The 21929-nt window shown below is 73.0% G+C and carries 22 protein-coding genes and 5 pseudogenes; 11 read left to right on the plus strand and 16 right to left on the minus strand.

The annotated features are described in order from the left end of the window. Positions 1-83 (plus strand): annotated as a pseudogene (locus D6689_13480) (DUF4870 domain-containing protein). Here D6689_13480 and D6689_13485 read toward each other — a convergent pair. Next, a pseudogene (locus D6689_13485) lies at positions 56-121 on the minus strand (RDD family protein). The pseudogenes D6689_13480 and D6689_13485 overlap by 28 nt on opposite strands. A gap of 203 nt (positions 122-324) precedes the next feature. After that, on the minus strand, positions 325-555 hold the full coding sequence (locus D6689_13490; protein RMH40464.1) for a hypothetical protein: 231 nt from the start codon (positions 553-555) through the stop codon (positions 325-327). A 118-nt stretch (positions 556-673) separates the two neighbouring features. Here D6689_13490 and D6689_13495 point away from each other — a divergent pair, with 118 nt between their 5' ends. Further along, positions 674-1321 carry a hypothetical protein gene (locus D6689_13495; protein RMH40465.1) on the plus strand — a complete coding sequence of 216 codons (648 nt, stop codon included), beginning with the start codon at positions 674-676 and terminating at the stop codon, positions 1319-1321. Positions 1322-1355: 34 nt separating this feature from the next. Here the strand turns inward: D6689_13495 and D6689_13500 are convergent, their stop codons facing one another. From D6689_13500 to mnmA, 7 genes are all read right to left on the minus strand, one after another. Next, positions 1356-2504, minus strand: a complete 1149-nt coding sequence (locus tag D6689_13500; GenBank protein ID RMH40466.1) for a hypothetical protein — start codon at positions 2502-2504, stop codon at positions 1356-1358. Beyond that, positions 2494-3306: a hypothetical protein gene (locus tag D6689_13505; GenBank protein RMH40467.1), complete on the minus strand. Its 813-nt coding sequence runs from the start codon at positions 3304-3306 to the stop codon at positions 2494-2496. Before D6689_13505 ends, D6689_13500 begins: the two co-directional genes overlap by 11 nt. Positions 3307-3413: 107 nt before the next feature. Then, entirely contained in the window at positions 3414-3935 is a 522-nt protein-coding gene (locus D6689_13510; GenBank protein RMH40468.1) for a hypothetical protein, read from the minus strand. Continuing rightward, a complete protein-coding gene (locus D6689_13515; GenBank protein ID RMH40510.1) occupies positions 3932-5323 on the minus strand; it encodes a ribosome biogenesis GTPase Der in 1392 nt (463 codons plus the stop codon). Before D6689_13515 ends, D6689_13510 begins: the two co-directional genes overlap by 4 nt. Next, the gene (locus tag D6689_13520) at positions 5323-6246 is read right to left on the minus strand and encodes a GTPase Era (GenBank protein RMH40469.1); all 924 of its coding nucleotides are present in this window, start codon (positions 6244-6246) and stop codon (positions 5323-5325) included. The genes D6689_13515 and D6689_13520 overlap by 1 nt, the downstream gene beginning before the upstream one ends. Positions 6247-6305: 59 nt before the next feature. Beyond that, entirely contained in the window at positions 6306-6572 is a 267-nt protein-coding gene (locus D6689_13525) for a hypothetical protein (GenBank protein ID RMH40470.1), read from the minus strand. Positions 6573-6581: 9 nt separating this feature from the next. Next, positions 6582-7682 carry a tRNA 2-thiouridine(34) synthase MnmA gene (mnmA, locus tag D6689_13530; GenBank protein ID RMH40511.1) on the minus strand — a complete coding sequence of 367 codons (1101 nt, stop codon included), beginning with the start codon at positions 7680-7682 and terminating at the stop codon, positions 6582-6584. A 65-nt stretch (positions 7683-7747) separates the two neighbouring features. On the opposite strand from mnmA, the gene D6689_13535 reads away from it, so the two are divergent. Further along, positions 7748-9088 (plus strand): class I SAM-dependent RNA methyltransferase, encoded by a 1341-nt coding sequence (locus D6689_13535; protein RMH40471.1) that lies wholly within the window; start codon positions 7748-7750, stop codon positions 9086-9088. Between the two features lie 59 nt (positions 9089-9147). Here D6689_13535 and D6689_13540 read toward each other — a convergent pair whose 3' ends face one another. Continuing rightward, positions 9148-9537, minus strand: coding sequence for a hypothetical protein (locus D6689_13540; GenBank protein ID RMH40472.1), 390 nt, complete (start codon positions 9535-9537; stop codon positions 9148-9150). Between the two features lie 569 nt (positions 9538-10106). Between D6689_13540 and D6689_13545 the strand changes: the two genes are divergently transcribed. The 3 genes from D6689_13545 to D6689_13555 are packed head-to-tail and all read left to right on the plus strand — an operon-like array spanning position 10107 to position 12747. Continuing rightward, positions 10107-10451: an ArsR family transcriptional regulator gene (locus tag D6689_13545; protein RMH40473.1), complete on the plus strand. Its 345-nt coding sequence runs from the start codon at positions 10107-10109 to the stop codon at positions 10449-10451. 44 nt (positions 10452-10495) lie between these two features. Further along, the gene (gene gap, locus D6689_13550) at positions 10496-11509 is read left to right on the plus strand and encodes a type I glyceraldehyde-3-phosphate dehydrogenase (GenBank protein ID RMH40474.1); all 1014 of its coding nucleotides are present in this window, start codon (positions 10496-10498) and stop codon (positions 11507-11509) included. Then, entirely contained in the window at positions 11506-12747 is a 1242-nt protein-coding gene (locus tag D6689_13555; GenBank protein ID RMH40475.1) for an MFS transporter, read from the plus strand. Before gap ends, D6689_13555 begins: the two co-directional genes overlap by 4 nt. 233 nt (positions 12748-12980) lie before the next feature. Here the strand turns inward: D6689_13555 and D6689_13560 are convergent, their stop codons facing one another. The 5 genes from D6689_13560 to D6689_13580 all read right to left on the minus strand — a co-directional run bounded on the left by D6689_13560 (position 12981) and on the right by D6689_13580 (position 15921). Then, entirely contained in the window at positions 12981-13535 is a 555-nt protein-coding gene (locus D6689_13560) for a TlpA family protein disulfide reductase (GenBank protein ID RMH40476.1), read from the minus strand. 162 nt (positions 13536-13697) lie between these two features. After that, entirely contained in the window at positions 13698-13886 is a 189-nt protein-coding gene (locus tag D6689_13565) for a hypothetical protein (protein RMH40477.1), read from the minus strand. Beyond that, on the minus strand, positions 13883-14356 hold the full coding sequence (locus D6689_13570) for a MerR family transcriptional regulator (protein ID RMH40478.1): 474 nt from the start codon (positions 14354-14356) through the stop codon (positions 13883-13885). The genes D6689_13565 and D6689_13570 overlap by 4 nt, the downstream gene beginning before the upstream one ends. Positions 14357-14467: 111 nt before the next feature. Further along, the gene (locus D6689_13575; protein ID RMH40479.1) at positions 14468-15466 is read right to left on the minus strand and encodes a hypothetical protein; all 999 of its coding nucleotides are present in this window, start codon (positions 15464-15466) and stop codon (positions 14468-14470) included. Between the two features lie 35 nt (positions 15467-15501). Then, positions 15502-15921, minus strand: a complete 420-nt coding sequence (locus tag D6689_13580) for a response regulator (protein RMH40480.1) — start codon at positions 15919-15921, stop codon at positions 15502-15504. 368 nt (positions 15922-16289) lie between these two features. On the opposite strand from D6689_13580, the gene D6689_13585 reads away from it, so the two are divergent. The 5 genes and pseudogenes from D6689_13585 to D6689_13605 all read left to right on the plus strand — a co-directional run bounded on the left by D6689_13585 (position 16290) and on the right by D6689_13605 (position 21437). After that, positions 16290-17255, plus strand: coding sequence for a hypothetical protein (locus tag D6689_13585; GenBank protein RMH40481.1), 966 nt, complete (start codon positions 16290-16292; stop codon positions 17253-17255). Then, positions 17252-18694, plus strand: coding sequence for a sensor histidine kinase (locus D6689_13590; GenBank protein ID RMH40482.1), 1443 nt, complete (start codon positions 17252-17254; stop codon positions 18692-18694). The genes D6689_13585 and D6689_13590 overlap by 4 nt, the downstream gene beginning before the upstream one ends. 57 nt (positions 18695-18751) lie before the next feature. Next, positions 18752-20103 (plus strand): annotated as a pseudogene (locus D6689_13595) (sigma-54-dependent Fis family transcriptional regulator). A 45-nt stretch (positions 20104-20148) separates the two neighbouring features. Beyond that, positions 20149-20994, plus strand: a complete 846-nt coding sequence (locus D6689_13600) for an SDR family oxidoreductase (GenBank protein ID RMH40483.1) — start codon at positions 20149-20151, stop codon at positions 20992-20994. Positions 20995-21003: 9 nt separating this feature from the next. Next, positions 21004-21437 (plus strand): annotated as a pseudogene (locus D6689_13605) (hypothetical protein). Positions 21438-21633: 196 nt separating this feature from the next. On the opposite strand, the pseudogene D6689_13610 reads toward D6689_13605, so the two are convergent. Next, positions 21634-21819: pseudogene (locus D6689_13610) on the minus strand (HTH domain-containing protein). Positions 21820-21929: the final 110 nt, after the last annotated feature.

Genomic DNA, 21929 nt, shown 5'->3' on the forward strand with positions numbered 1-21929 from the left:
CGGGTGGCGGCTATCCCCCCGCGGGCGGCGGCTACCCCCCCGCGGGCGGCGGCTACCCCCCCGCGGGCGGCGGCGCTCCCCCGGCCGGCGGGGGCGGTGGCCTCCCGCCTCCGTCCGGCGGCCACTACTAGGCGCTGTAGCGCATCGCCGCTGGCTGCGGTCGCGCTCTGCGGGTGATCTTCGGCGTACGTCCCCGCGCCCTTCGGTTCCGTATGTGGATACGCGCCCGTGCGCTGCGGGCGTGCGCCGAACCTCGCCTCGCATCTCGCGACCTCGCTCGCCCGCCGAAACACGACAGCCTCCGAGGTGGCTCGATCGCGCCGGTCAGTCCCGGACGATCGGGAGCTTCTTGGGTCCGCGCGCGGCAGCGCGCAACAAGGCGTCGCGCACGTCGTTGCGCAGGGCGACGAGATCTCCGAGGGCGCGGTCCACGCGCGCCTCGAGATCCGCGACCGCGTCGACCCCGCGCGCCACCCGCTGGCTGCGCACGAGCTGGTCGACCGCGTTTTCGAGATACAGGTGCAGCTCGTCGAGGCGCTCCTTGTCCACCGTCACGTCGCCATCATAGCGGGCAGATCGCGCGAGCGCCGCGCGCCCGATCGCACCGCCAAATCTTGACCCCTCGCAGTCGAGTTGCTACGACTCGCCGCGGGAGGGTGGTGAGAGTGCAAGGATGCGAATTCTCAGAGCGCAGTACCGAACGGGCGACGATTTCCTCACCCATTACATCTCCACCTTCCCCCACGGCGGACTGTTCTTTCCGACCCGCGCCAAGCTCGACCTCGGCCAGATCGTGCTCGTCGACGTCCGCGTGCCCAACCTGCGCGACCGGATGCTCGTGTGCGCCCGCGTGACCTGGCGGCGGCCGGCGAATCGCCGCACCGGCGTCCCGGCCGGCGTCGGTCTGGAGTTTCTCGCGTCGGAACGCCGCAAGCGCGACTTCTTGTTGGCGCTCGCCGGCGCAGGCGCGCACGCTCAGGGGCAGCGACGCCATCGCCGCCTGCCGACCGCCCTGCCCATCGCCTGGCGCGTGAACGCCGAGCCATCTCGGCGGTCGGGCGTGCTGGCCGACATCGCCCCTGGGGGCGCGTTCATACGGCTCGACGAGCCGCCGCCGGCTCCGGGGACGGAGGTCGTCCTCCAACTCAAGCCGCCGGGGTCCAGCGCGCCGATCGACCTCGCCGGTCGCGTCGCGTGGACGCGCGACGCACCGGGCGACACCGCCCTCGGCGTCACGTTCTACTGTCGCGACGCCGGCGGCATGCGCCGCCTGCGCGAACTCGTCCGCCGGATGGAGCGCGCCGAGGGCACGCACGCGTAGGAGACTGTACGGCGTGGCGGCCGGACGCGCGCGGTCAGCCGTCGAACCGGCGCAGGTCGAACGCGTACAGAATGCCCCCGTTCGTCAGCACGTACATGCGATCGCCCGCCACGGCCGGCGTCGCCGATACGCCGTGCCCGGGATCGAAGTACTGATAGACGCGCCCGGTCCGCTTGTCGGTGACATATAAGCCCGCGTCGCTGAGCGCGAACACGGCGTAGCGGCCGGTGACGACCGGGTCGGCCGGCTCGCCGCCGCCGCGCGTTCCCTGGCGCCAGCGGACGTGGCCCGCGTCGTCGACGGAAAACAGGCCCTCGTCGGCCGCGGCGAAGTAGAGCGTGTCGCCGTCGGCGACCACCGTGCCGGCCCCTTCGACCTCCAACTTCCACTTGACGAGCCCGGTCGCCGCGTCGAGCGCGTGCACCCCTCCGGCCGCCGACGCCATCCACAGCGTGTCGCCGACGATGGTCGGGTGGCTGTCGACGTCGACGAACCGGTCAGCCTTGCCCTTGATGGAGGTCATCCACGCGACCGACCCGGTCGCCGTGCGCAGCGCCGCCACGGTCCCATTGGCAAAGCCGGTAAACAACAGGTCGCCCGCGACGGCGACCCCCGCGTGGCCGCGCAGGGTGAACTCCTCGGGCATGTCCACCTTGAACTGCCAGCGGTACGTGCCGGTCTCGCGGTCGACCGCGAACACCTCGTCGGCGTCGTCGCTGAAGAACACCAACTCGTCGCCGACCACCGGCGGCCGCACGACGGCGCCATGGCCGGCGTAGCGCCACTTCTCCTCGCCGTCGAACGTGTCGAGACACAGCAGGTAGCCGTCGTCGGTGCCGACGTACAGCCGCCCGCGGTCGACGACGGGCTGCGCGCTGGTCGCCCCGATGGCCCGCTTCCACACCACCGAGCCGTCGGCCGCGTCGAGCGCGTACAGCACACCGGCGCGCGACCCGATGTAGACGCGGTCGAACGCCACCGCCGCCGTCGCGAACTCCTGCGCGGCAAACTCGTCGCGATGGTCCGCGATCACACGCTTCCACCGCAGGCTGAGCACCGGCAGGCCGATGTCCTCGCGCGCTACGGCCGCGACCGGATCGATCTGCTGCGGATGGCGCCAGCAGCCGGTCGCCGCCGCGGCGACGCCGGCGGCCGCGACCGTGCAAACCAGGCTACTGCGCATCCGCCGGAGCCGCGCCCAGCAGCGCCAGGCGCTGGTTGATGTCGCCGCGCAGCGGCGTCGCGGGATGAGACGCGATCACCTCGTTGTAGCGCGCGATCGCGTCGCTCGTTCGACCGAGCGCCGCGAGCACGCGGGCCTGGTGGTACAGCGCCTCGTCGCGCAGCGGGCCGTCCTCGCGCGGCTGCACCCGCTCGTAGGCGTCGAGCGCCTTTTCGAGTTCCGCCTTGCGCGCGGCCTCGTCCTCGAGCGCCAACGCGGCCGCCTCTATCGAGCGCGCCACGCCGGCGCGCGCGAGGGCGCGCAGCATCTCCGGGTAGTCGCCGGCGGCGAACGCGCCGTACGCGGCGCGCGCGCCGGCGTAGTCTTCGGCATCGTACAGGGCGGCCGCGTGGAGCAGTTCTGCCGCGGCGGCGGCGTCGCTGTCGCCGAACTCACCGTAGAGGCGCTCGAACTCGGCCAGCGCCGCGGCAGCCCGCTCCTTGGCGGACGCGTGGTATTCGAGGTCCGCCAGCTGCGGCAGCGACTTGAACAGTTCGGCCTCTTCGTCCGACATCACCTCCGTGCTCAGCGCGTCGACCGCGGCGACCACGTACGCGGTGGCGTCCTCCGACGCGTGGGCGCGCCACGTGTTGTACGAGACGGCCGCGACCACGGCGACGAGCAGGACGGCGCCGCCGATCAGCAGCTGTTTCGCATACGGTTTAAGCCGCTCGATCAGGCGGTTGACGCCGGAGACGAACTCGTCCGTCTCCTCGATGGCGGCCTTCGCCTTGCCGAATTTGCCTTTGTTTTTCGGAGACATTCAGGCGCTCTCTTAGCTTAGAACCACGCGCCGGGCAAGGGGTTGCCCGATCGGCTCGCGCGTATCGGTCGCGGCGGCGCGGCGGTCGGTCGCCAACGGCCGCCGCGCTAAAAGTAGCCCCAGCGCCACGTGAGCCGCGCGCCCGCGGTCACGAGGGTCGCCCCGTCGGCCCAGGTCGCCGCGCGCGCGTACATCCCCCACGACGCGTCGCGGCCGCGCAGCACCTCGAGCCCCGCGCCGAGTTCGATGGCGGGCGCGAGGTCGGCGTCCAGGTCTCCGCCGGCCGTGAACACCGCCCCCGCGCCGACCGACGCGTACGGGACGTACTTGAGCACGTCGAACAGGTACACGATCGACAGAGTCGCGTATGCGCTATAGGCGGCGCCGCCGTCGTAGTGGGCGCCGCCGCCGGCCGACGCGCGCAGCGACAGCGCGTCCGACAGCCCGCGCTCGTAGTCGACCGCCAGGACCGCGCCGTGAGCGGCCGCGTCCCGATCCGACAACGACAACCGCCCGTACGCGAGGCCGACGGACGCGGAGCGATCGTCGCCGCCGGCGCGCGCGACGCCGGAGACGGACGTCGCGACGACGGCCGCGACCGCGAGGACGCACGTGCGACCGGCCGTCACGCGCGCCCTCCCCGCTCGCGGCGCTTTTTGCGCTTGACGACGATGCGCACCGGCGTGCCCTCAAACCCGTAGCGGCGGCGCAGTTGGTTGACCAGGAATCGCTTGTACGACTCGGCGACGTAGCGCGGATGGTTGGCCCACAGAAGGAAGGTCGGCGGCCGCGTGCCGCCCTGGGTCATGTAGTGGATCCGCACGGACCGCCCGCTCTGGGTCGGCGGCGGGTGCGTCTCGCACACCTCGGCGAAGAACCGGTTGATCTCCGCGGTCGGCACGCGCGCGCGGTGGGCCGCGGCCACGCGGTCGACCGCGGCGAGCAGGTCGGCCATGCCGTCGCCGCGCAGCGCCGACGTCTTGACGCGCGGAGCGAACGACAGAAAGTGCAGCTCGTCGCGCAGCGCGGCGTCTACCCGGGCGGCATCCCCCGGGCCGAGCCGGTCCGCCTTGTTGAGAGCGATGACCACGGGCCGACCGGCGTCGACGATGGCGCCGGCGATCCGCTGATCCTGCTCCGTCGGCCCCTCCGTCGCGTCGATGACCAACACGGCGACGTCCGCGCGCCGGATCTGATCGAGCGCCATCGATACCGACACCTGTTCAGTGCGCGCGTCGATCCGCGCCCGCTTGCGCATGCCGGCCGTGTCGACCAGGACGTAGGGCCGGCCGTCGAACTCGAACGGCGTGTCGACCGGGTCCGTCGTCGTGCCCGGCGCGTCGTGTACCAGCGCGCGCTCAGCGCCGACCAGGCGGTTGACCGTGCTCGACTTGCCGACGTTCGGCTTGCCGACGAACGCGATGCGCAGCGGCCGACCCTCGTCGGGGTCCGCGACGTCGTCGCCGCCGGACGCCGCCTGCTCGTCCGCATCGTCGGCACGCGCCGCCGCCGCCGGCACCGCCGCGACCACCGCCTCGACCAGCGGGTCGACGCCGCGCCCGTGGGCGGCGGACACGCCGAAAACTTCGCCCAACCCGAGCGCGAAGAACTCCGCCAACAGCGGGTCGTGTTTCGGCCCGTCGATCTTGTTGACGGCCACGACGACCGGCCGTTCGCAGCGCCGCAACATGTCGGCGAGGTCGGCGTCCACCGGCGTGAGGCCGGCGCGGCCGTCGACCACGAACAACACGGCGTCGGCCTCGTCGATGGCGGCGCGGGCCTGGCGGTGGATGCCGGCGCCGAGCGCGGTCGCTTCGGCGTCGGGGTCGAGCCCGCCGGTGTCGACCGCGCGAAACCGCGCGCCGAAGTACTCGACCTCGCCGTAGCGGCGGTCGCGCGTGACGCCCGGCGTGTCGTCGACGAGCGCCGGGCGGCCGCCGACCAGCCGGTTGAACAGCGTCGACTTGCCGACGTTCGGCCGTCCGACGATGGCGACCAGCGGCAGCTCGCGCGGCATCACTCGTAGCCCATCTTTCGCAGGCCGCGCGGCTCGCTCGACCACTCGGGCGCGACCTTGACGTGGAGCCTGACGTGTACCGGACAGCCGAGCACCTTCGCGATCTCGGCGCGCGCGCGCTGGCCGACCTCCTTGATGCGCGCGCCGCCGCGGCCGACGACGATGCCTCTTTGCGAGTCGCGCTCCACGTAGATCACCGCGTAGATGGCGACGTCGCCGCCGCTGCGCTCCTCGAACTGCTCCACGACGACGGCCGACGCGTACGGCAACTCGTCGCCAAGCTGCAGATACAACTGCTCGCGGATCAGCTCGGCCGCCAAGAACGACTCGGCGCGGTCGGTCACCATGTCCTCGGGAAACAGCCGCGGCCCCGGCGGCAACTGGCGCGCGATCGCCGCGATGAGTTCCGGGACGTTGGTGCCGCGCAGGGCGGACATCGGCACGATCTCCTCGAACCGGCCGAGCCGCGACAACGACTCGATCCACGGCAGCAGCAGCGCCTTGTCGCGCAGCCGGTCGACCTTGTTGAGCGCGCAGATCGCCGGCGCGTCGAGGCGTGCGAGCGCCTGCCACAACTCCACCGCCGCGCCGCGCTCGAGCGCGTCCTCGGCCCGCTGGCGCGGGTCCGACGCGTCGAGCATCAGCAGCGCGACGTCGCAGTCGACCGCCGCGGCCAGCGCCTCGTCGAGCATGTATTTGCGCAGCGCATTGTGGCCGTGTTGCACGCCCGGCGTGTCGACGAACACGACCTGCGCGTCCGGCCGGTTGACGATCCCGACGATCCGGTTGCGCGTGGTCTGCGGCTTCGGCGACACCGCGGCGATCTTCTTGCCGAGCGCCGCGTTCAGCAACGTCGACTTGCCGGCGTTCGGCAGGCCCAGGATGGCGCAGAACCCGGCGCGGATGTCGATCGTGTCGGACATGGGCGAAGGGCCTTGTAGCACGGCAGCGGCAGCGGCGATGCGCCCGCGCGACGCGGCGGTCAGGAGCCGAACAGCGCCTCGAGCCGGCCGAGCGCCGCCCAGGTGAGCCCGTACTTGGCCGCCGCCAGCACGAGCGCCGCGGTGCCGACCGCCATCGCGCCGCTGCCGGCGAGCCGGGCGCGCGCCGGCGCCGACCGCCGCCGGTAGCCGGCGCGGCCGGTGCCGATCGCCGCGATCGACAGCCCCATCGCCGCGTACATGCCGCCGCCCGGCACGGCCAGCGCGGCCGCCGACGCGGCCGCGAGCGCGAGCGCGAGCCAGCCCATGAGACGACGCTAGCCCGGGGCGGCCGGTGCGGCCAAGTTTTCGGCCGCGCGCTCGGCCGCCGGCGCGATCCAGCCGCCGCCGAGCACCCGGTCGCCCGCGTAGAACACGGCGGCCTGGCCGGGCGCGGCGACCAGCGGCTCGGCCAGGTCGACCCGCGCGCCGCCGCCGTCGGGGCTCACCCGCGCCGGCCGCGGCGTCTGGCGGTGGCGTACCTGCACGAGCACGTCGACCGGCGCGGCCGGCCGCGGCGCGAGCCAGTTCACGTCGCGCACCCGCAGCGTCGACCGCGCCGCCGCCTCGCGCGGACCGACGACGACCCGGTTGGTCGCCGCGTCGAGGTCGACCACGTACGCCGGCTGGCCGCGGCCGATCGCGCCGAGGCCGCGCCGCTGGCCGAGGGTGTAGCGGTGAACCCCGGCGTGGCGTCCGACCACGCGCCCGGTCCGGTCCACCACGTCGCCCGCCCGCGGCAGCGGCCGCCCCGCCGCCCGCGCGCGCCGCTCGACGAAACCGGCGTAGTCGCCGTCCGGCACGAAGCAGATCTCCTGCGAGTCCGGCTTGTCCGCAACCGGCACGCCGAGCCGCCGCGCCTCGGCGCGCACCTCGTCCTTCGTCAACCCGCCGAGCGGGAACCTCACCGCGCCCAGCGCCGACGCCGGCATCGCGAACAGGAAGTACGACTGGTCCTTGCCCGGGTCGACGCCGCGGCGCAGCGCCCAGCCGTCGCCGTCGGGCTCGAGGCGCGCGTAGTGACCGGTCGCCAGGGCGTCGCAACCGAGCGCCCGCGCGCGGCGCAAAAGCGGCGTGAACTTGATGTGCTCGTTGCACCGCGCGCATGGATTCGGCGTCTCGCCGGCCAGGTAGCTGGCGACGAAGTCGTCCACCACGCGGCGCTCGAACTCGCGCTCGTAGTCGACGACGTAAAACGGGATGTCGAGCTCGGCGCACACGCGGCGCGCGTCCTCGATGTCGCGCGGCCCGCAGCAACGCCCGCCGATCGACGCCGCCGTGCCGCGCGCGTCGTACAGGCGCATGGTCAGGCCAACCACGCGGTGGCCGCGCTCGACCAGCAGCGCCGCGGTGGTCGCGCTGTCGACGCCGCCGGACAGCGCTACCGCGATCGGACCCGGATTCGCCACGGCGGCGTTATAGCAGACCGGGCGCGGGCGGCCGCGTGCGCTACCATCGCGGCGATGCGCCCGGGCGACCGCGTGCACGTGACCGCCGCCGAGCTGGCCGCCGACGGCCGGGGCGTCGCCCCGTGTGGCGCGGTCGATGTGCACGTGTGGGACCTGCTGCCCGGCGAGAGCGGCCGGGCGCAGATCGAGCACGTGAGCCCCCACGCGCCGCGGGCGTGGGCGCGGCTGGTCGACCGGACGTCGCCGCCGGCCGCCGAGCGGGTCACCCCCGCCTGCCCCGCGTTCGGCGCGTGCGGCGGGTGCGCGTGGCAGCACGTCGCCTACCCCGCCCAGCTCGCGGCGAAGCGACGGCGGGTGCAGCGGGCGCTCGGCGACGGCGTCGCGGTGGCCGATGTGGTCGCCGCGCCGCGCGAGACGCGGTACCGCAACTTCGGCAAGTACGTGGCGCTCCGGGCGCGGTCGGCGCGTACCGGCCGCGGAGCCACGCGGTCGTGTCCACCTTGGGGTGCGCCGTCGTCGAGCCGGTCGTCGACCGCGTCGCGCGCGCCGTCGCCGCCGATCACGCCGCCTGCGGCCTCGCCGCCTTCGACGAGCGGACGCGCGCGGGCCACCTGCGGTACCTGCTGGTGCGCAGCGACGGCGAGCGCGCGCTCGCCGGCATCGTGACCGCGCCGTCCGCGCCGGCCGCGGCCGTGGACCGGCTGGCCGAGCGGCTGCGCGCGCGCGTGCCCGCCGTCGTCGGCGTCGTCCACGTGGTCAACGACGCGACCGGCGGCGCCCTGCTCGGCCCGCGGCGCCGGATCGCGTCGGGCGCCGCCGTCATCCGCGAGGCGCTCGGCGACCTGGACGTCGAGGTCGGCATCGGTTCGTTCTTTCAGGTCAACCGCGACCAGGCCGCGCGGCTGTACGCGGCCGTCGCCGACGCGGTGCAGGCCGCGCCGGGCGTGCGGGCCGTCGACGTCTACTGTGGCGTCGGCGGCATCGCCCTCACCCTCGCGGCGCGGGGCGCCGACGTGCTCGGCATCGAGCGCGACGCCGACGCGGTCGCGACCGCGCGCGCCGCCGCACGCCGCCACGGCCTCCGCGCCCGGTTCGAGGCCGCGGACGCCGCGCGGCTCGTCGACCTCGCCGGCGCGGTCGACGTCGCGGTGGTCAACCCGCCGCGCAAGGGCCTCGATGTCCCGACCCGCGCCGCCCTCGCGCGCCTGGCGCCGGCGAGGATCGCCTACGTGAGCTGCCACCCCGACAGCCTCGCGCGCGACCTGGGCGATCTGCGCGGCGCCGGCTACCGCGTCGAGCGCGCCGTGCCGTTCGACCTGATGCCCGGCACCGCGCAGGTCGAGACGGTCGCGATCCTGCGGCGCGATTCGCGTTGACGATCAGGGCCTTGTGCGCGAATGGCTCGCGCGATGGGCCCACGGCGGCCGCGCCCGGTTCACGGGGGATCGACCGGGATCGCCATGCGGATCGTCGCGCCTTCGGACACGTGGAACCGGCGCGTGAAGTGCCGCGCGCCCGCGTCGGTCACCAGTTCGATCGCGGCGGTGTACGGCCCCGGGTCGAGCCGAAGCGTGTGCTCCGCCGGTCCCGGCGCGCCGGCCGGCCCGTAGCGCTGTTCCATGTAGCCGACGCGCTCGCCACCGCGCAGGTACTCGGCGCGCAGGGCGCGCACCCGGGACGCACCGGCGCCGAAGTCGAACCGCAGCGCCACCCGCGCCGCGTCCGCCCGCATCGCGTCCACCGCCAGGGCGGCCACGCCCACGACCACCGCCAGCGGAAGCACACGCCGGCGGAGCACCGGCCACCACGTCCCGCGCTCGGTCACGGTGGCAAGCCTAGAGCCAACCGCCCCGCCGCGCCACCGCCCCGGCGCCGCGTCGAGGCGCTGCGCCGGCTCAAGCAGTTCGTGGTCGCCTACCGCGAGGCGTACGAACGGTGGCAGCGCGGCGTGCGCGAGGTGGTGTTCCCGGCCGGCTCGCACGCCATGCGCGTGTATCAAGGCGTGACCGTCGCCGACACGGCTTGACGCTCGGCCCCGGGCACGCAAAGACCGCGGCAAGTGACTCCACTTGCCGCGCCAACGTGCGCCCGCCGCCAGCGAGTGTAGGCGCGGTCACCGGTTTGGCGTCGACCGACCCGGCGCGGCGGTGGCTCGTCAGCCCGCTGCGACCCGATTGCGCCCGCACCGGCCGCTTGTGCGACGCGATTCATCGGCCGCGGCTCCAATCAACCCGGGTGCGGGCTTGTCGGGCGTGTTAATCAACCCGGGTACGGGCTTGTCGGGCTTGTCATCTGCCGCGGCTCTAATCAACCCGGGTGCGGGCTCGTGCGAGCCGGCTTTTCGGTTGACGCGGCGGTTCATATCGAGATATCCGCATATCCGGATATCCAGCAATGAACTCGGCCGGCCCCATCGTGCGTCTTTATCGCGCGCTCGGCGACGAGACGCGCTTGCGCATGGTGCACCTGCTGGCCGCCGCCGGCGAGCTGTGCGTCTGCGAACTCGAGGCGGCGCTCGACATCCCGCAGTCGACGGCATCGCGCCACCTGCGCGTGCTGCGCGACGCGGGCCTCGTCCGCGACCGGCGCGCCGGCGCGTGGGTCCACTACCGCGTACACGAGGACTTGCCGGAGCCGGCGCGCGACGCGGTCGCGTCGGTCGTTCGCACCTTCGGCCGCACGGCGGCCGGGCGCGCCGACCTCGCCCGCGCGACGCGAAGCCGCCGGTGCTGCGACTGACGGCCCTCGCCGGCGCCCGGCGGACAAGACACGAACCACACCGCATGACCACACGCATCGGCATCAACGGATTCGGGCGCATGGGCCGGCTGGCGCTGCGCGCCGCCTGGGACCGCGACGACCTCGACGTCGTCCACGTCAACGAGACTGGCTGCGGCCCCGACGTGGCCGCGCACCTGCTCGAGTTCGACTCGGTGCACGGCCGGTGGCCGCACGACATCACCGCGGCCGACGGCGCCCTGCACGTCGACGGGCGGAGCATCGGCTACACCGGCGAGGCCCGGCCGGGCGACGTGGCGTGGGACGACGCCGGCGTCCAGATCGTGCTCGAGTGCACCGGCGCGTTCCGCCGCCGCGCCGCGCTCGCGCCCTACTTCGACCGCGGCGTCGCCAAGGTGATCGTCGCCGCTCCGGTCAAAGAGCCGGACGTGCTCAACGTCGTGATGGGCGTCAACCACGACCGCTACGACCCGGCCGAGCACGACATCGTGACGGCGGCGTCGTGCACGACCAACTGCCTCGCGCCGGTCGTCCGCGTCGTCCACGATGGCCTCGGAATTCGCCACGGCGTCATCACGACCATCCACGACGTCACCAACACGCAGACCGTGGTCGACCGCCCGCACAAGGACCCGCGGCGCGCGCGGTCCGCACTGTTGTCGCTGATCCCGACGACGACCGGCTCGGCCACGGCGATCGGGCTGATCGTCCCCGAACTCGCCGGCAAACTCGACGGCATCGCCGTCCGCGTGCCGCTGCTGAACGCGTCGCTCACCGACTGCGTGTTCGAGGTCGCGCGCCCCACGTCGGTCGCGGAGGTCAACCGGCTGCTCGCGGACGCCGCGGCCGGACCGCTTGACGGCATCCTCGGTTACGAAGAGCGCCCGCTGGTATCCGTCGACTACCGCGGCGACACGCGGTCGGCCGTGATCGACGCGCGGTCGACCAACGTCGTGGACGGCACGCAGGTCAAACTGCTGGCCTGGTACGACAACGAGATCGGCTACGTGCACCGCATGGTCGAGCTGGCCCAGCTCGTCGCGCGGTCGCTCGGGTGACGGCGGTGGCGGCGGCGTCCGGCAGCGTGCGCGCCTACGCGATCGTCACCGCCTCGTACTGGGCGTTCACGCTCACCGACGGCGCCCTGCGCATGCTGGTGCTGCTGCACTTTCACGCGCTGGGCTACACGCCGCTGTCGCTCGCGAGCCTGTTTTTGCTCTACGAAGTCGCCGGCGTGTTCACCAACCTGTTCGGCGGCTGGATCGCGGCGCGCCTGGGTCTCGACCGCACGCTGCGGGTCGGGCTCGCGCTCCAGGTCGGCGCGCTCGCCATGTTGTCGGCGCTGTCGCCGGCGTGGCCGCGCGCGCTCCAGGTCGCGTACGTCGTCGCGGCACAGGGGCTATCCGGCGTCGCCAAGGACTTCACCAAGCTCAGCGCGAAGAGCGCGATCAAGACGCTCGTGCCCGAAGGCGCGCACGGCACGCTGTTTCGCTGGGTCGCGCTGCTCACCGGCTCGAAGAACGCGCTCAAGGGCGCGGGCTTCTTCGCCGGCGGCGCGCTGCTCGCGGCGCTCGGCTTCCGCGGCGCGCTGTGGGCGATGGCCGGCGCGGTCGTCGCCGCGGCCGCCGTCGCGACGATCGGGCTGCCCCGCGGCATGGGCCGCGCCAAGGCGAAGCCGGGCCTGCGCGCCCTGCTCGCCAAGTCGCGCGCGATCAACGTGCTGTCGGCGGCGCGGCTGTTTCTGTTCTGCGCGCGCGACGTGTGGTTCGTCGTCGGCCTGCCGGTGTTTCTGTACGACCACGCCGGCTGGTCGTTCGTCCAGGTCGCCGGCTACATGGCGGCGTGGGTCATCGGCTACGGCGTCGTCCAGGCCGTCACGCCTCGCGCGCTGCGTCGCCGCGCGGACGCCAACGACGCGCGCGCCGCCCAGGTCTGGGGATTCGTGCTCGCCGCGGTGCCGGTAGCGATGGTCGTCGCCCTGCGCACGGGCGCCGACCCGACCGCGACCGTGGTCGCCGGTCTCGCCGCGTTCGGCGTCGTGTTCGCGATCAACTCCGCGGTGCACTCGTACCTGGTGCTCGCCTATTCCGATGCAGATGCAACCGCTGCCGACGTCGGCTTCTACTACATGGCCAACGCCGGCGGCCGGCTGCTCGGCACCGTGTTGTCCGGCGCGCTGTACCAGGCCGGCGGCCTGACCGCCTGCCTGATCGCGGCCGCGGCGTGCGTCGTCGTCTCCAGCGCGCTCGCGCTGTGGTTGCCCGACCCGCGCGCCGCCACGGCGGCGTCCCCGTAGCCGGCGGTTGCGCGCGACCGGTACGACCGGGCGCACCGCCGCGCCCGATCGCCGGTCACGACCGGAACGAGCGCACCGCGAACCAGATCGCGAGCCCGAGCGCCACCCAGCCGGCGAGCCCCCCGCCGTCTCCCGTCGCGCACACGCCGCACGCCCACGCGGCGCGCGGCACGCACGCGGCGACCGCCGCGACGACGCCGGTCCGACACGCTGCTTTCGTGAACTGGCTCATGCTACCTCCGTGACGCGCTGCCGCTGTTCACCTCCCGCGCCCGCTCGGTGGCCTCCTGCGCGCCACCGGCCGCGCCCGCGACCGCCGACACCGCGGCCGCCAGCGCGCGCTCGTCGCCGGGCTGGAAGTTGTGGTGGCGAAAGCGAGCGGCGCCGGTTGCGTCGAATACGAACGACAGCGGGATGCTCGCGCCCGCGGCGTAGCGCGCCATCACGGCCCCGTCCGGATCGAGGGCCACCGGATACGGAATCCCGAGTTCCCGCACCGCCTCGTCGACCGCCGCGCGGTCGCCCGCTTCGTCGATGCTCACCGACAGAAACGCCACGCGATCGCCGTAGCGCTCGTACAGCTTCGCCAGGTGAGGTGCCTCCGCGCGGCACGGCCCACACCAGCTCGCCCAGAACACCAACACGAACGGGCGGTGGCCGATCCATGTGGCGACGTCGACCTCGCCGCCGCCGAGCAGCGGCGCGCGAAACGCGATCGCGCGCTCGGCCAACTTCGGTCCGCCACCGCTGTCACCGCTGGCCCACACGACCCGGTACGGGCGGCCCATCTTCGCGGCCTGAGCCGCGACCGCGCGCTCGATGTCGGCGCGCGCCAGCGTCTGCCCCGGCCGCAGAACGACCGTGAACTGCTCCGTCGCGGCATCGAACCGCGCGTCGTCGACTGCGGGAAGCCCTTCCAGGGCTTCTACGACCCCGTTGGGTCAACCCATTCAAAGCGCGCCGTGAACGCGCCGCATCCCGTCGACGCGAAACGTCAACGGTGCCGCGCGGCGCGCCGCCGGGCGCGAGGCAGGCGGCGCCGGGCGCGCCGCGGCGCCGCCGCGCACGGGCGCGGTATCTTGCGCGCACGCGCCTGCCGCCAGCGCGCAGGTGGCGACCGCCGCCAACACCGGGTTCATTTGCATGGTTTGACCTCCCGCGTTCTTGTTGTCGGTACATCCTTCGATCGCCGGCTCGGCCTGCCGTCGGCGAGCGCCTCGAGGATCGGGCATCGCCGCACCGAGGCGTCGCCGTCGGCGCAGGTCGCCACCAGCTCGGCCAGCGCGCGCCGCATCGCGCGCAGCGCCCGGATCTTGTCGTCGATCTCGGCGATCTTGTGCTCGGCCGCGCCGCGCACCTCGCTGCACGCGCGCCGGTCGTCGTCTCGCAGCGCGAGCAGCTCGGCGATCTCGTCGAGCGTGAACCCGAGCCGCTGCGCGCGCTTGATGAATCGCACGATGCGCACGGCGTCGGGCGGGTACTGCCGGTAGCCGGACCGCCGGCGCGGCGGTTTCGGCAACAAGCCGCGCCGCTCGTAAAACCGCAGCGTCTCGACGTGGACGCCGGCGGCGCGCGCGACCTGACCGGTGGTAAGCGGTTCGCCAGGCATCAGCCCTAGCATGAACTCCGGACAGCGGTACGGAGTCAAGCCATCGCAACGCTGACCGCCGCTGCCGGCCGGTCCCGCGGCCTCGGCCCGTCCACAGTGGACGGGCCGGCGTCACAGCAGCTTCTTGCGCGCCAAAAACGCGAGCAGGCCGCCGGTGATCGCCGCGGTCACGCCCCAGAATGCCGCGTAGCCCCACCGCCAGTGCAGCTCCGGCATGTTGTCGAAGTTCATGCCGTAGACGCCGACGAGGAACGTGAGCGGCAAGAACAGCACGCTCACGACGGTGAGCCGCTGCATGATGACGTTCGTGCGGTGCCCCACCGCGGACACGTGCAGGTTCAGCGCGTCGGACAGGATCTCGCGGTCGGCCAGCAGGTCCTGCAACACGCGCTCGACCGTGCCGACCATGTTGTGCAGGTACGGTTGTGTCGCGTCGCTCACGAACCGCGACCGGCGGGTGGCCAGGTCGGTGAGCACTGCGCGCGCCGGCAGCAGCACCTTGCGGAAGTGCACGAGGTCGGCCGCCAGCTCGCCGATCTCCGCGAACAGGTCCTCGTCGACCGCGCCGATGAGCCGCTGTTGCAAACGCGCCACCCGCTCCTCGAACTGGTCCTGCACGAGAATGTACCGGTCGAGGAGGTGGTCCCACAGCTCGTAGATGAGGAAACTCGGCGTCTGGGCGTGATGCGCGAAGTCTTCCGGCAGGTCGCGCTTGACGCCCTCGACGAACTCCACTCGGTCGGCGTGGACCGTGAGCAAGAACCGCTCGCCGACGGTCACGTCCACGCGCTGCAGCTCGAAGTCGCGGTCGCGCAGGCGACAGCCGGACAGCACCATGTGAAGACAGTGCGGGTAGCGCGCGTGTTGGGTCGCCGGATCGCCGGCCAGCGCGTCCTCGATGACCTCCTCCGGCACGCCGAACACCTCGAGGTCCCGCGCGGCCGCGTGCAGGGTGTCCGGGTGCAGGTCCACCCAGACGAACCGCCCCGCGGCCATGGACGCGCCCGCATCGGCCAGCGCGATCGGCCGCACGGTGCGCCGGTCGAAATCGAGTTCGACCGCCCAGGGTTGTCGCCGATCGGTCGGATCCGCCTCGGTCATCGCCGGCATCCTCGCGCGCGGCGCATGCCGTAGCAACTATTCGGCTATTTGGCCACCGGTGCGAGAGCGCATACGACGTCGCACAGGTCGTCGATGTCGAACGGCTTGTCGAACACGGCAGCGGCGCCCTGTCGGCTCGCGCGCTCGTGCGTGTCGTCGTCGGCGAACGCGGTCATCAACACGACCGGCGTCGCGCATCCGCAGTCGCGCAGTCCGCCGAGTACGTCGAAGCCGTCGACGAGGGGCATACGGATGTCGGACACGATGACGTCCACCGGGCACGGTGCGCCATCGAGCAACACGGGCTCGACGACCGCGAGCACGTCCGCCCCGGTCGCAGCCTCCACCACGTCGAAGCCACATTGGCGCAGTTTGCCGGCCACCAGCCGGCGCATCTCGCTGTCGTCTTCTGCGAGCAGCACGCGCGGTCGCTGCCAAGCCACCACGCCTCCTTTCCGATGCATGCTCCGTGCCGCGATGGGTATGGCACACCGACTGCATAGAGCTCACACATCGGCGGGTTCCTCCCCGCCGTGCCGCGTCGGGTCCGATGGCCCGCGCGCTGCGGGCACGCGCGACTGCGCGACCTCTGCATATGGCGAAAACCGAAATCTGGTCTCCCGACGTCATGGCGGCGGGTGGCGTCCCGCCGGGTTCTTCCCCGCCGCGATGTGCACAGCAGCGCCGTCGCCCGCACGCGCGAGCCATCGGCCCGAGCGGCACGCTAGCCTTCCGATGTGCCGCGACGACCCATCTCGCAGCCCATCCCGATGTCGCCCGGTGACACATGTCGCACATCGCGACACTCCACCGTGAGCGGTGTGAGGTAGCCGTGGACCGACGGTGGCATCCAGTCCTCGGGGCGATCGCCGCGGTCGCGGCGCTGATCCTCGGAGCGCAGTTCGAGTATACGCGCACGCTGGAAGCGCGCGTCCTCGCGCTGCTCGCCCCCGTGGCCGCCGTCGCCGCCGCGGGAGTCGCCGTCGTCGACTGCGAACGCCGCTGGATCGCGGCTACGGTCCCGGTCCTCGTCGCCGCCGCCGTCGTTGCGGTGTGGACGATCGGCGTGACCGTCACACCGCGCCATCCGATCGCCTCGGTCGACGTGGCGCGCGCCGGCGGCGACCGCGACATCGACGCGCCGCCGGACGGCCGGCCGTTCGACGTACAGGTCCACGCCGGGCTCGAACGCCGCAGCGGATCCGCGCGCGGCACGTTCACGCTGGAACTTCGCCGCGCGGGCGCCGTGCGCGCGCTGCGCGGCGCGGTGGAGCGCGCCGTCCGCCGCGGCCGGCGCGTCCGCCGATTTGGTCCCATGACGTCGATGTTCCTGCACGAGACCGAGCGCTTCCGCACGAGTCTGCCCGGCAATGGCCCGGCGCGCGTGCGCGTCGTCGCGGCCGACGGCGCCGTCCTCCCGACATTGCACGTCGCGATTCTGCCGCCGCCGTGGGGCGAGTCCGCGGTTCCGCTGGCGCTCGGCGTCGTCGCCGTACTGGGTCTGGTGGTCGACGTCGCCGCTCGCCGCTCACGCGTCCACGTGCACGCGTTTCCGCCCGTCGCGTTCGCCGCCGTGTTCGCCTTCGAGCTGGCCCGCGATCTCAACGTCGACGATCCGCTCCCCTCGGTGCTCGGCGTCGGCTTGCTGGCCGGGCTCGCAGCCGCTGCCGCGTGGGCGATTGCCGCCGTGGCTGGCGCCCTCGTGCGAAGCGAACGGCCGGCGGCCGTGGGATCCGCCAGCGACGCGGGCGCGCTTGCACCCGCGGCGCGGACCGATCGACGCGACCCGAGCGGATGAGAGTCGTCGCAAAATTCGTCAGCGCGATCCTCGTCGGCATCTGCGCGATCGTCGCCATCGATGGCTGGCTGACCGTGCGCCGGGAGGTCGCTCTGTTCGACGCCAAGCTCCGGCAGGATGCCGTCGAACTCGGCCGTGCGCTCGACCGCACGTTGTCGGACGTCGCGCGGCGATCCGGCGTCGATCGCGCGATCGCCATCATCGACGATCTCGATCGCACGCTTGTCGGCCTGTCCCTGCGCTGGGTCTCCGCGAGCGCGCCGGCCTCCGCTGCACCCCGGCTGCCGGACGCTTTTGCGCGCGCAGTGCGCAATCGGTCGACGCCGGCCAGCGCCGTCGATCCCGCCACCAACGTCCTGTTCACCTATGTCGTGCCCGAGTTCGCGGGCGCGAACGAGGGCGCCATCGAGATCGGCAAGTCCCTCTCCTTCCGCGACGGATACGTCGAACGCACGACGGTGCGGACCGCGATCATGGTGGCCGCGACGATCGTCGTGTGCGCCGCCATGGCGACCACACTGGGCGCGTGGCTCATCGGGCGCCCCGTGAACAAACTTCTGCGCCACGCGCGCGCGATCGGCCGAGGCGACCTGGAATCGCGGGTCGCATGGACCGCCCACGACGAGTTGGGCGCGCTCGCGAACGAGATGAACCACATGGCCGCCAGCCCGGCGCGCGCGAGAGAGCGCGTCGCGGCCGAGACGGAGCAGCGCATCGCCGCGCTCGACGAACTGCGCCACGCGGAGCGCCTGGCCACCGTCGGAAAACTGGCGTCGGGAGTCGCGCACGAACTCGGTACACCGCTGAACGTCATCATCCAGCGGGCCGCCATGATCGAACGCGGCGAAGTCGCGGGACAAGAGAGTGTGCATAGCGCACGGGTGGTGCGTGAGCAGGCGATGCGCATCACCGGCATCGTCCGGCAGTTGCTCGACTTCGGGCGGCGGCGGGCCGTCCACCGGGAAACCGTGCCGCTCGTCGACCTCGCGCGCGAAGTCGCCGAACTGGTCGCTCCACTCGCGGCACAGCGCAACGTGACCGTGTCCGTGCGCCAGAGCCCGCTCGATGCGGCCACCTCCCCGTGCGCGAGCGGCGACCGCGAGTTGCTTCGGCAGGCCCTTACGAACCTCGTCGTCAACGCCATCCAAGCGTCGCCGGACGGCGGTGAAGTCATCGTGGAGATCGGCATCACCGTCGATCCCGGCGGACGTCGCTGGGCGTCGGTCGCGGTAGAAGACCGCGGCGCGGGGATCCCCGAATCCATCGCCCACCGCATCTTCGAGCCATTCTTCACGACGAAAGACGTTGGCGAGGGCACCGGGCTCGGCCTGTCGATCGCGTTCGGCATCGCACGCGACCACGGCGGGCGGTTGCGCGTGGACCGACTGCGCGAGCCCACACGGCTGTCGCTTGCGCTCCCGGTGGCCGACGCAACGTAATGGTCGGACCGCTCCGCCTGGCAGGGGCGTACGGGATGGCCTACGGTTACTCCCGTCATGGAGCCTTCCGTTTTGATCGTCGACGACGACGCGGAGCTTTGTCGCACGCTCGAAGCGGGTCTCACGCGGCGCGGCTTTGCCGCTCGATGGTGCACGCATGCGAGCGACGCGCTGGTCGCAGTGAGCCGGGACGACTTCGACGCCGTGGTGGCCGACGTCCGTCTGCCCGGCCTCAGTGGGCTCGCGCTGTGCGAGCGGATCGCCGCGAACCGCCCCGACGTCCCCGTCGTCGTGATGACCGCGTTCGGGTCCATGGACGCCGCCATCGACGCCATTCGCGCGGGGCATACGACTTTCTCACCAAGCCGGTTGAAGTCGACGCCCTGGCCCTCGCGCTGCGCCGCGCATCCGAACACCGCCGCCTGCGGCGCGAGGTCCAGCGCCTGCGAGAATGCGTGCGCCAGGCCGGCCAGTTCGACCGCCTGCTGGGCAACAGCGACGCCATGCGGAGCCTGTTCGAACAGCTGGCCCGCATCGCCGTAGCCGACGCCCCCGTTCTGGTGGTCGGAGAAACCGGAACGGGGAAGGAACTGGTGGCGCGCGCGCTGCACGCGCGCAGCGGCCGCAAGGGTCCGTTCGTCGCGATCAACTGTGCCGCCGTACCGGAGACACTGCTCGAGAGCGAGTTGTTCGGCCACGAGAAAGGGGCATTCACTGGAGCGCACGCGCGCCACGAGGGCTTGTTCGCAGCCGCACGCGGCGGGACGCTTCTGCTCGACGAGATCGGCGACATGCCGTTGTCCCTGCAGCCGAAACTGCTCCGCGCGCTGCAAGAGCGCACGATCCGCCCACTCGGTGCCACCCGCGAGGTTGCAGTCGATGTGCGCGTGATCGCGGCGACGCACTGCGACCTCGACGAGCTGATCCAACGAGGCCGGTTCCGAGCCGATCTCTACTACCGATTGGCCGTACTGCCGGTGCGGGTTCCGCCGCTACGCGAACGAGGTGGCGACATTCTATTGCTCGCACAGCGCTTTCTCGAGCAAAGCGCGACGCGCGCCGGCAAGGCCATCTCAGGGCTGAGCCCGGAGGCCGCTCGGCGACTCGGCGACTATCCGTGGCCGGGGAACATTCGCGAGTTGCAAAACTGCATCGAACACGCCGTTGCGATGGCCCAACACACCGAGATCCTCGTCGAGGACCTGCCCGAGCCCCTTCGCACCTACCGGAGTTGGCGATCCGGCCTCGTACATGAGGCCGACGAGTTGATGTCCCTCGAGGAACTCGAACGTCGATACATCGTGCACGTGCTGCGCGTCACCGGTGGCAACAAACGCCGCGCCGCGCAGATCCTGGGTCTGAACAGGGCGACCTTGTACCGCAAGCTCGAGCGCTACCGAGTCCAATGACCGGGCGGCGGCCGCACGGGCCGCGGGCTGGCGTATGCTCGGCGCATGGCGGGCGACATGACCGGGCGCGTGTGCGTCGTGACGGGCGCGAACACCGGGATCGGCGCGGCGACGGCGCGGACGTTGGCGGCGCGCGGCGCGCGCGTCGTGCTCGCGTGCCGCTCGGAGGAGCGAGCGCGGCCGGTGATCGACGCGATCCGCGCGACCGCAGGCGACGACCGCGTCGATTTCGTGCGGCTCGACCTCGGCGACCTCGCCGACGTGCGCCGCGCGGCGCGCGAGCTGCTCGACCGCGGCCACCCGATTCACGTCCTCGTCAACAACGCCGGCGTCGCGGGCCAGCGGGGCGCGACGCGCGACGGCTTCGAACTCGCGTTCGGCGTCAACCACCTGGGTCACTTCTTGTGGACCTCGCTGCTGATGGACCGCCTGCGCGCCAGCGCCCCCGCCCGCGTCGTCAACGTGTCGAGCAAGTCGCACTTCGACGCGCGCGGCATCGACTGGGATGCGGTGCGCCGGCCGACGGCCACGTTCACCGGCCTGCGCGAATACGCGGTGAGCAAGCTGGCGAACGTGCTGTTCACCGCCGAGTTCGCGCGCCGGCACCGCGACGCGGGCGTCACCGCGTACGCGTTGCACCCGGGCGTGATCGCGACCGACGTGTGGCGGCGCGTGCCCTGGCCGGCCCGCGCCGCGATCAAGGCGTTCATGAAGTCGCCCGAACAGGGCGCGCGCACGACGCTGTACTGCGCGTCCGATCCGGAGGTCGCCGGCGAGTCCGGGTTCTACTACGACGACTGCCGGCGGCGGTCGCCGAGCGCCGTGGCCCGCGATCCGGCGCTGGCCGCCGAGCTGTGGCGGCGCAGCGCGCAGTGGACCGGGGTCGCGTAGCGGCGCGCCGTGCGCCGGGGTCGCGTAGCGGCGCGCCGTGGACCGGGGTCGCGTAGCGGCGCGCGTGCGCCGTCACGATGCGCCGCCGGTGTCCGGATCGCGTGCACCGCGCCGGCGCCGGGCGCGAACCGCCGCGCCGCCGACCACGACGCCGGCGATGTCGGCGACGTCGATGGCCACTTCCGCGCCTCGCGGCGGCTTCCCGCGCAGCGCGAGCCGGCCCCGGCGCAGTTCGAGGCGTCGAGGCACGAGCTGAAGCTCCGCCGGCCGGGACCGCGAGCGCGTGCTGAATCGCACCGCGCAAAGGCGCCCGCGGATCGCGGCGTCCACCAGACCGTCGACGACGTCGGCCGCCGCGCCGAGTTCCGCCGGCAGCGTGCCGTCGGAGTCGAACACGCTCGCGATCCGATCGAGCCACTCGTGGTCCCGCGCGGCCAGCAGCGCGCGCACGACCTGCGCGACCTGTTCGAGATCGCGGTAAAGCGGCGTGTCGCGCAGCGGTCGCAGCGCGGCGAGCGCGAACCACAGCGCGACGAGCTGCATCGGTCCCAGCGGCCGCGCGGCGTCGACCGCGGGCGGCGCGTGGGCGATCCGGTAGCGCCTGCGCTGCGCCCCGGCGCGCTGCTCGTCGACGGGAAACACCTGCTCGATGGTCGCGAGGTCGCGTTCGATCGTCGACTTGCTCACGCCGAACTGGTCGGCGAGCTGCTTGACGGTGAACCAGCGGGGCGACCGCGCCAGCAGCAGGACGAGGCTCCACTGGCGGACGAGCTGCTGCGAGTCGCGGCAGCGGGGACGGCGAGACGTGGGACGTGCGGGCGACATCGCGTCCAGGCTCGCAAACCGCCCGGACACGCCCGCTCCGCCGAGCCGGTTTTCCCGTGCGATCGTCGTGCGTTGCGCCCCATCGCGGCGCGCCCGCGGCCGGCCGCGGG

This window comes from Deltaproteobacteria bacterium (genome assembly GCA_003696105.1).
Taxonomy (GTDB): domain Bacteria; phylum Myxococcota_A; class Polyangia; order Haliangiales; family J016; genus J016.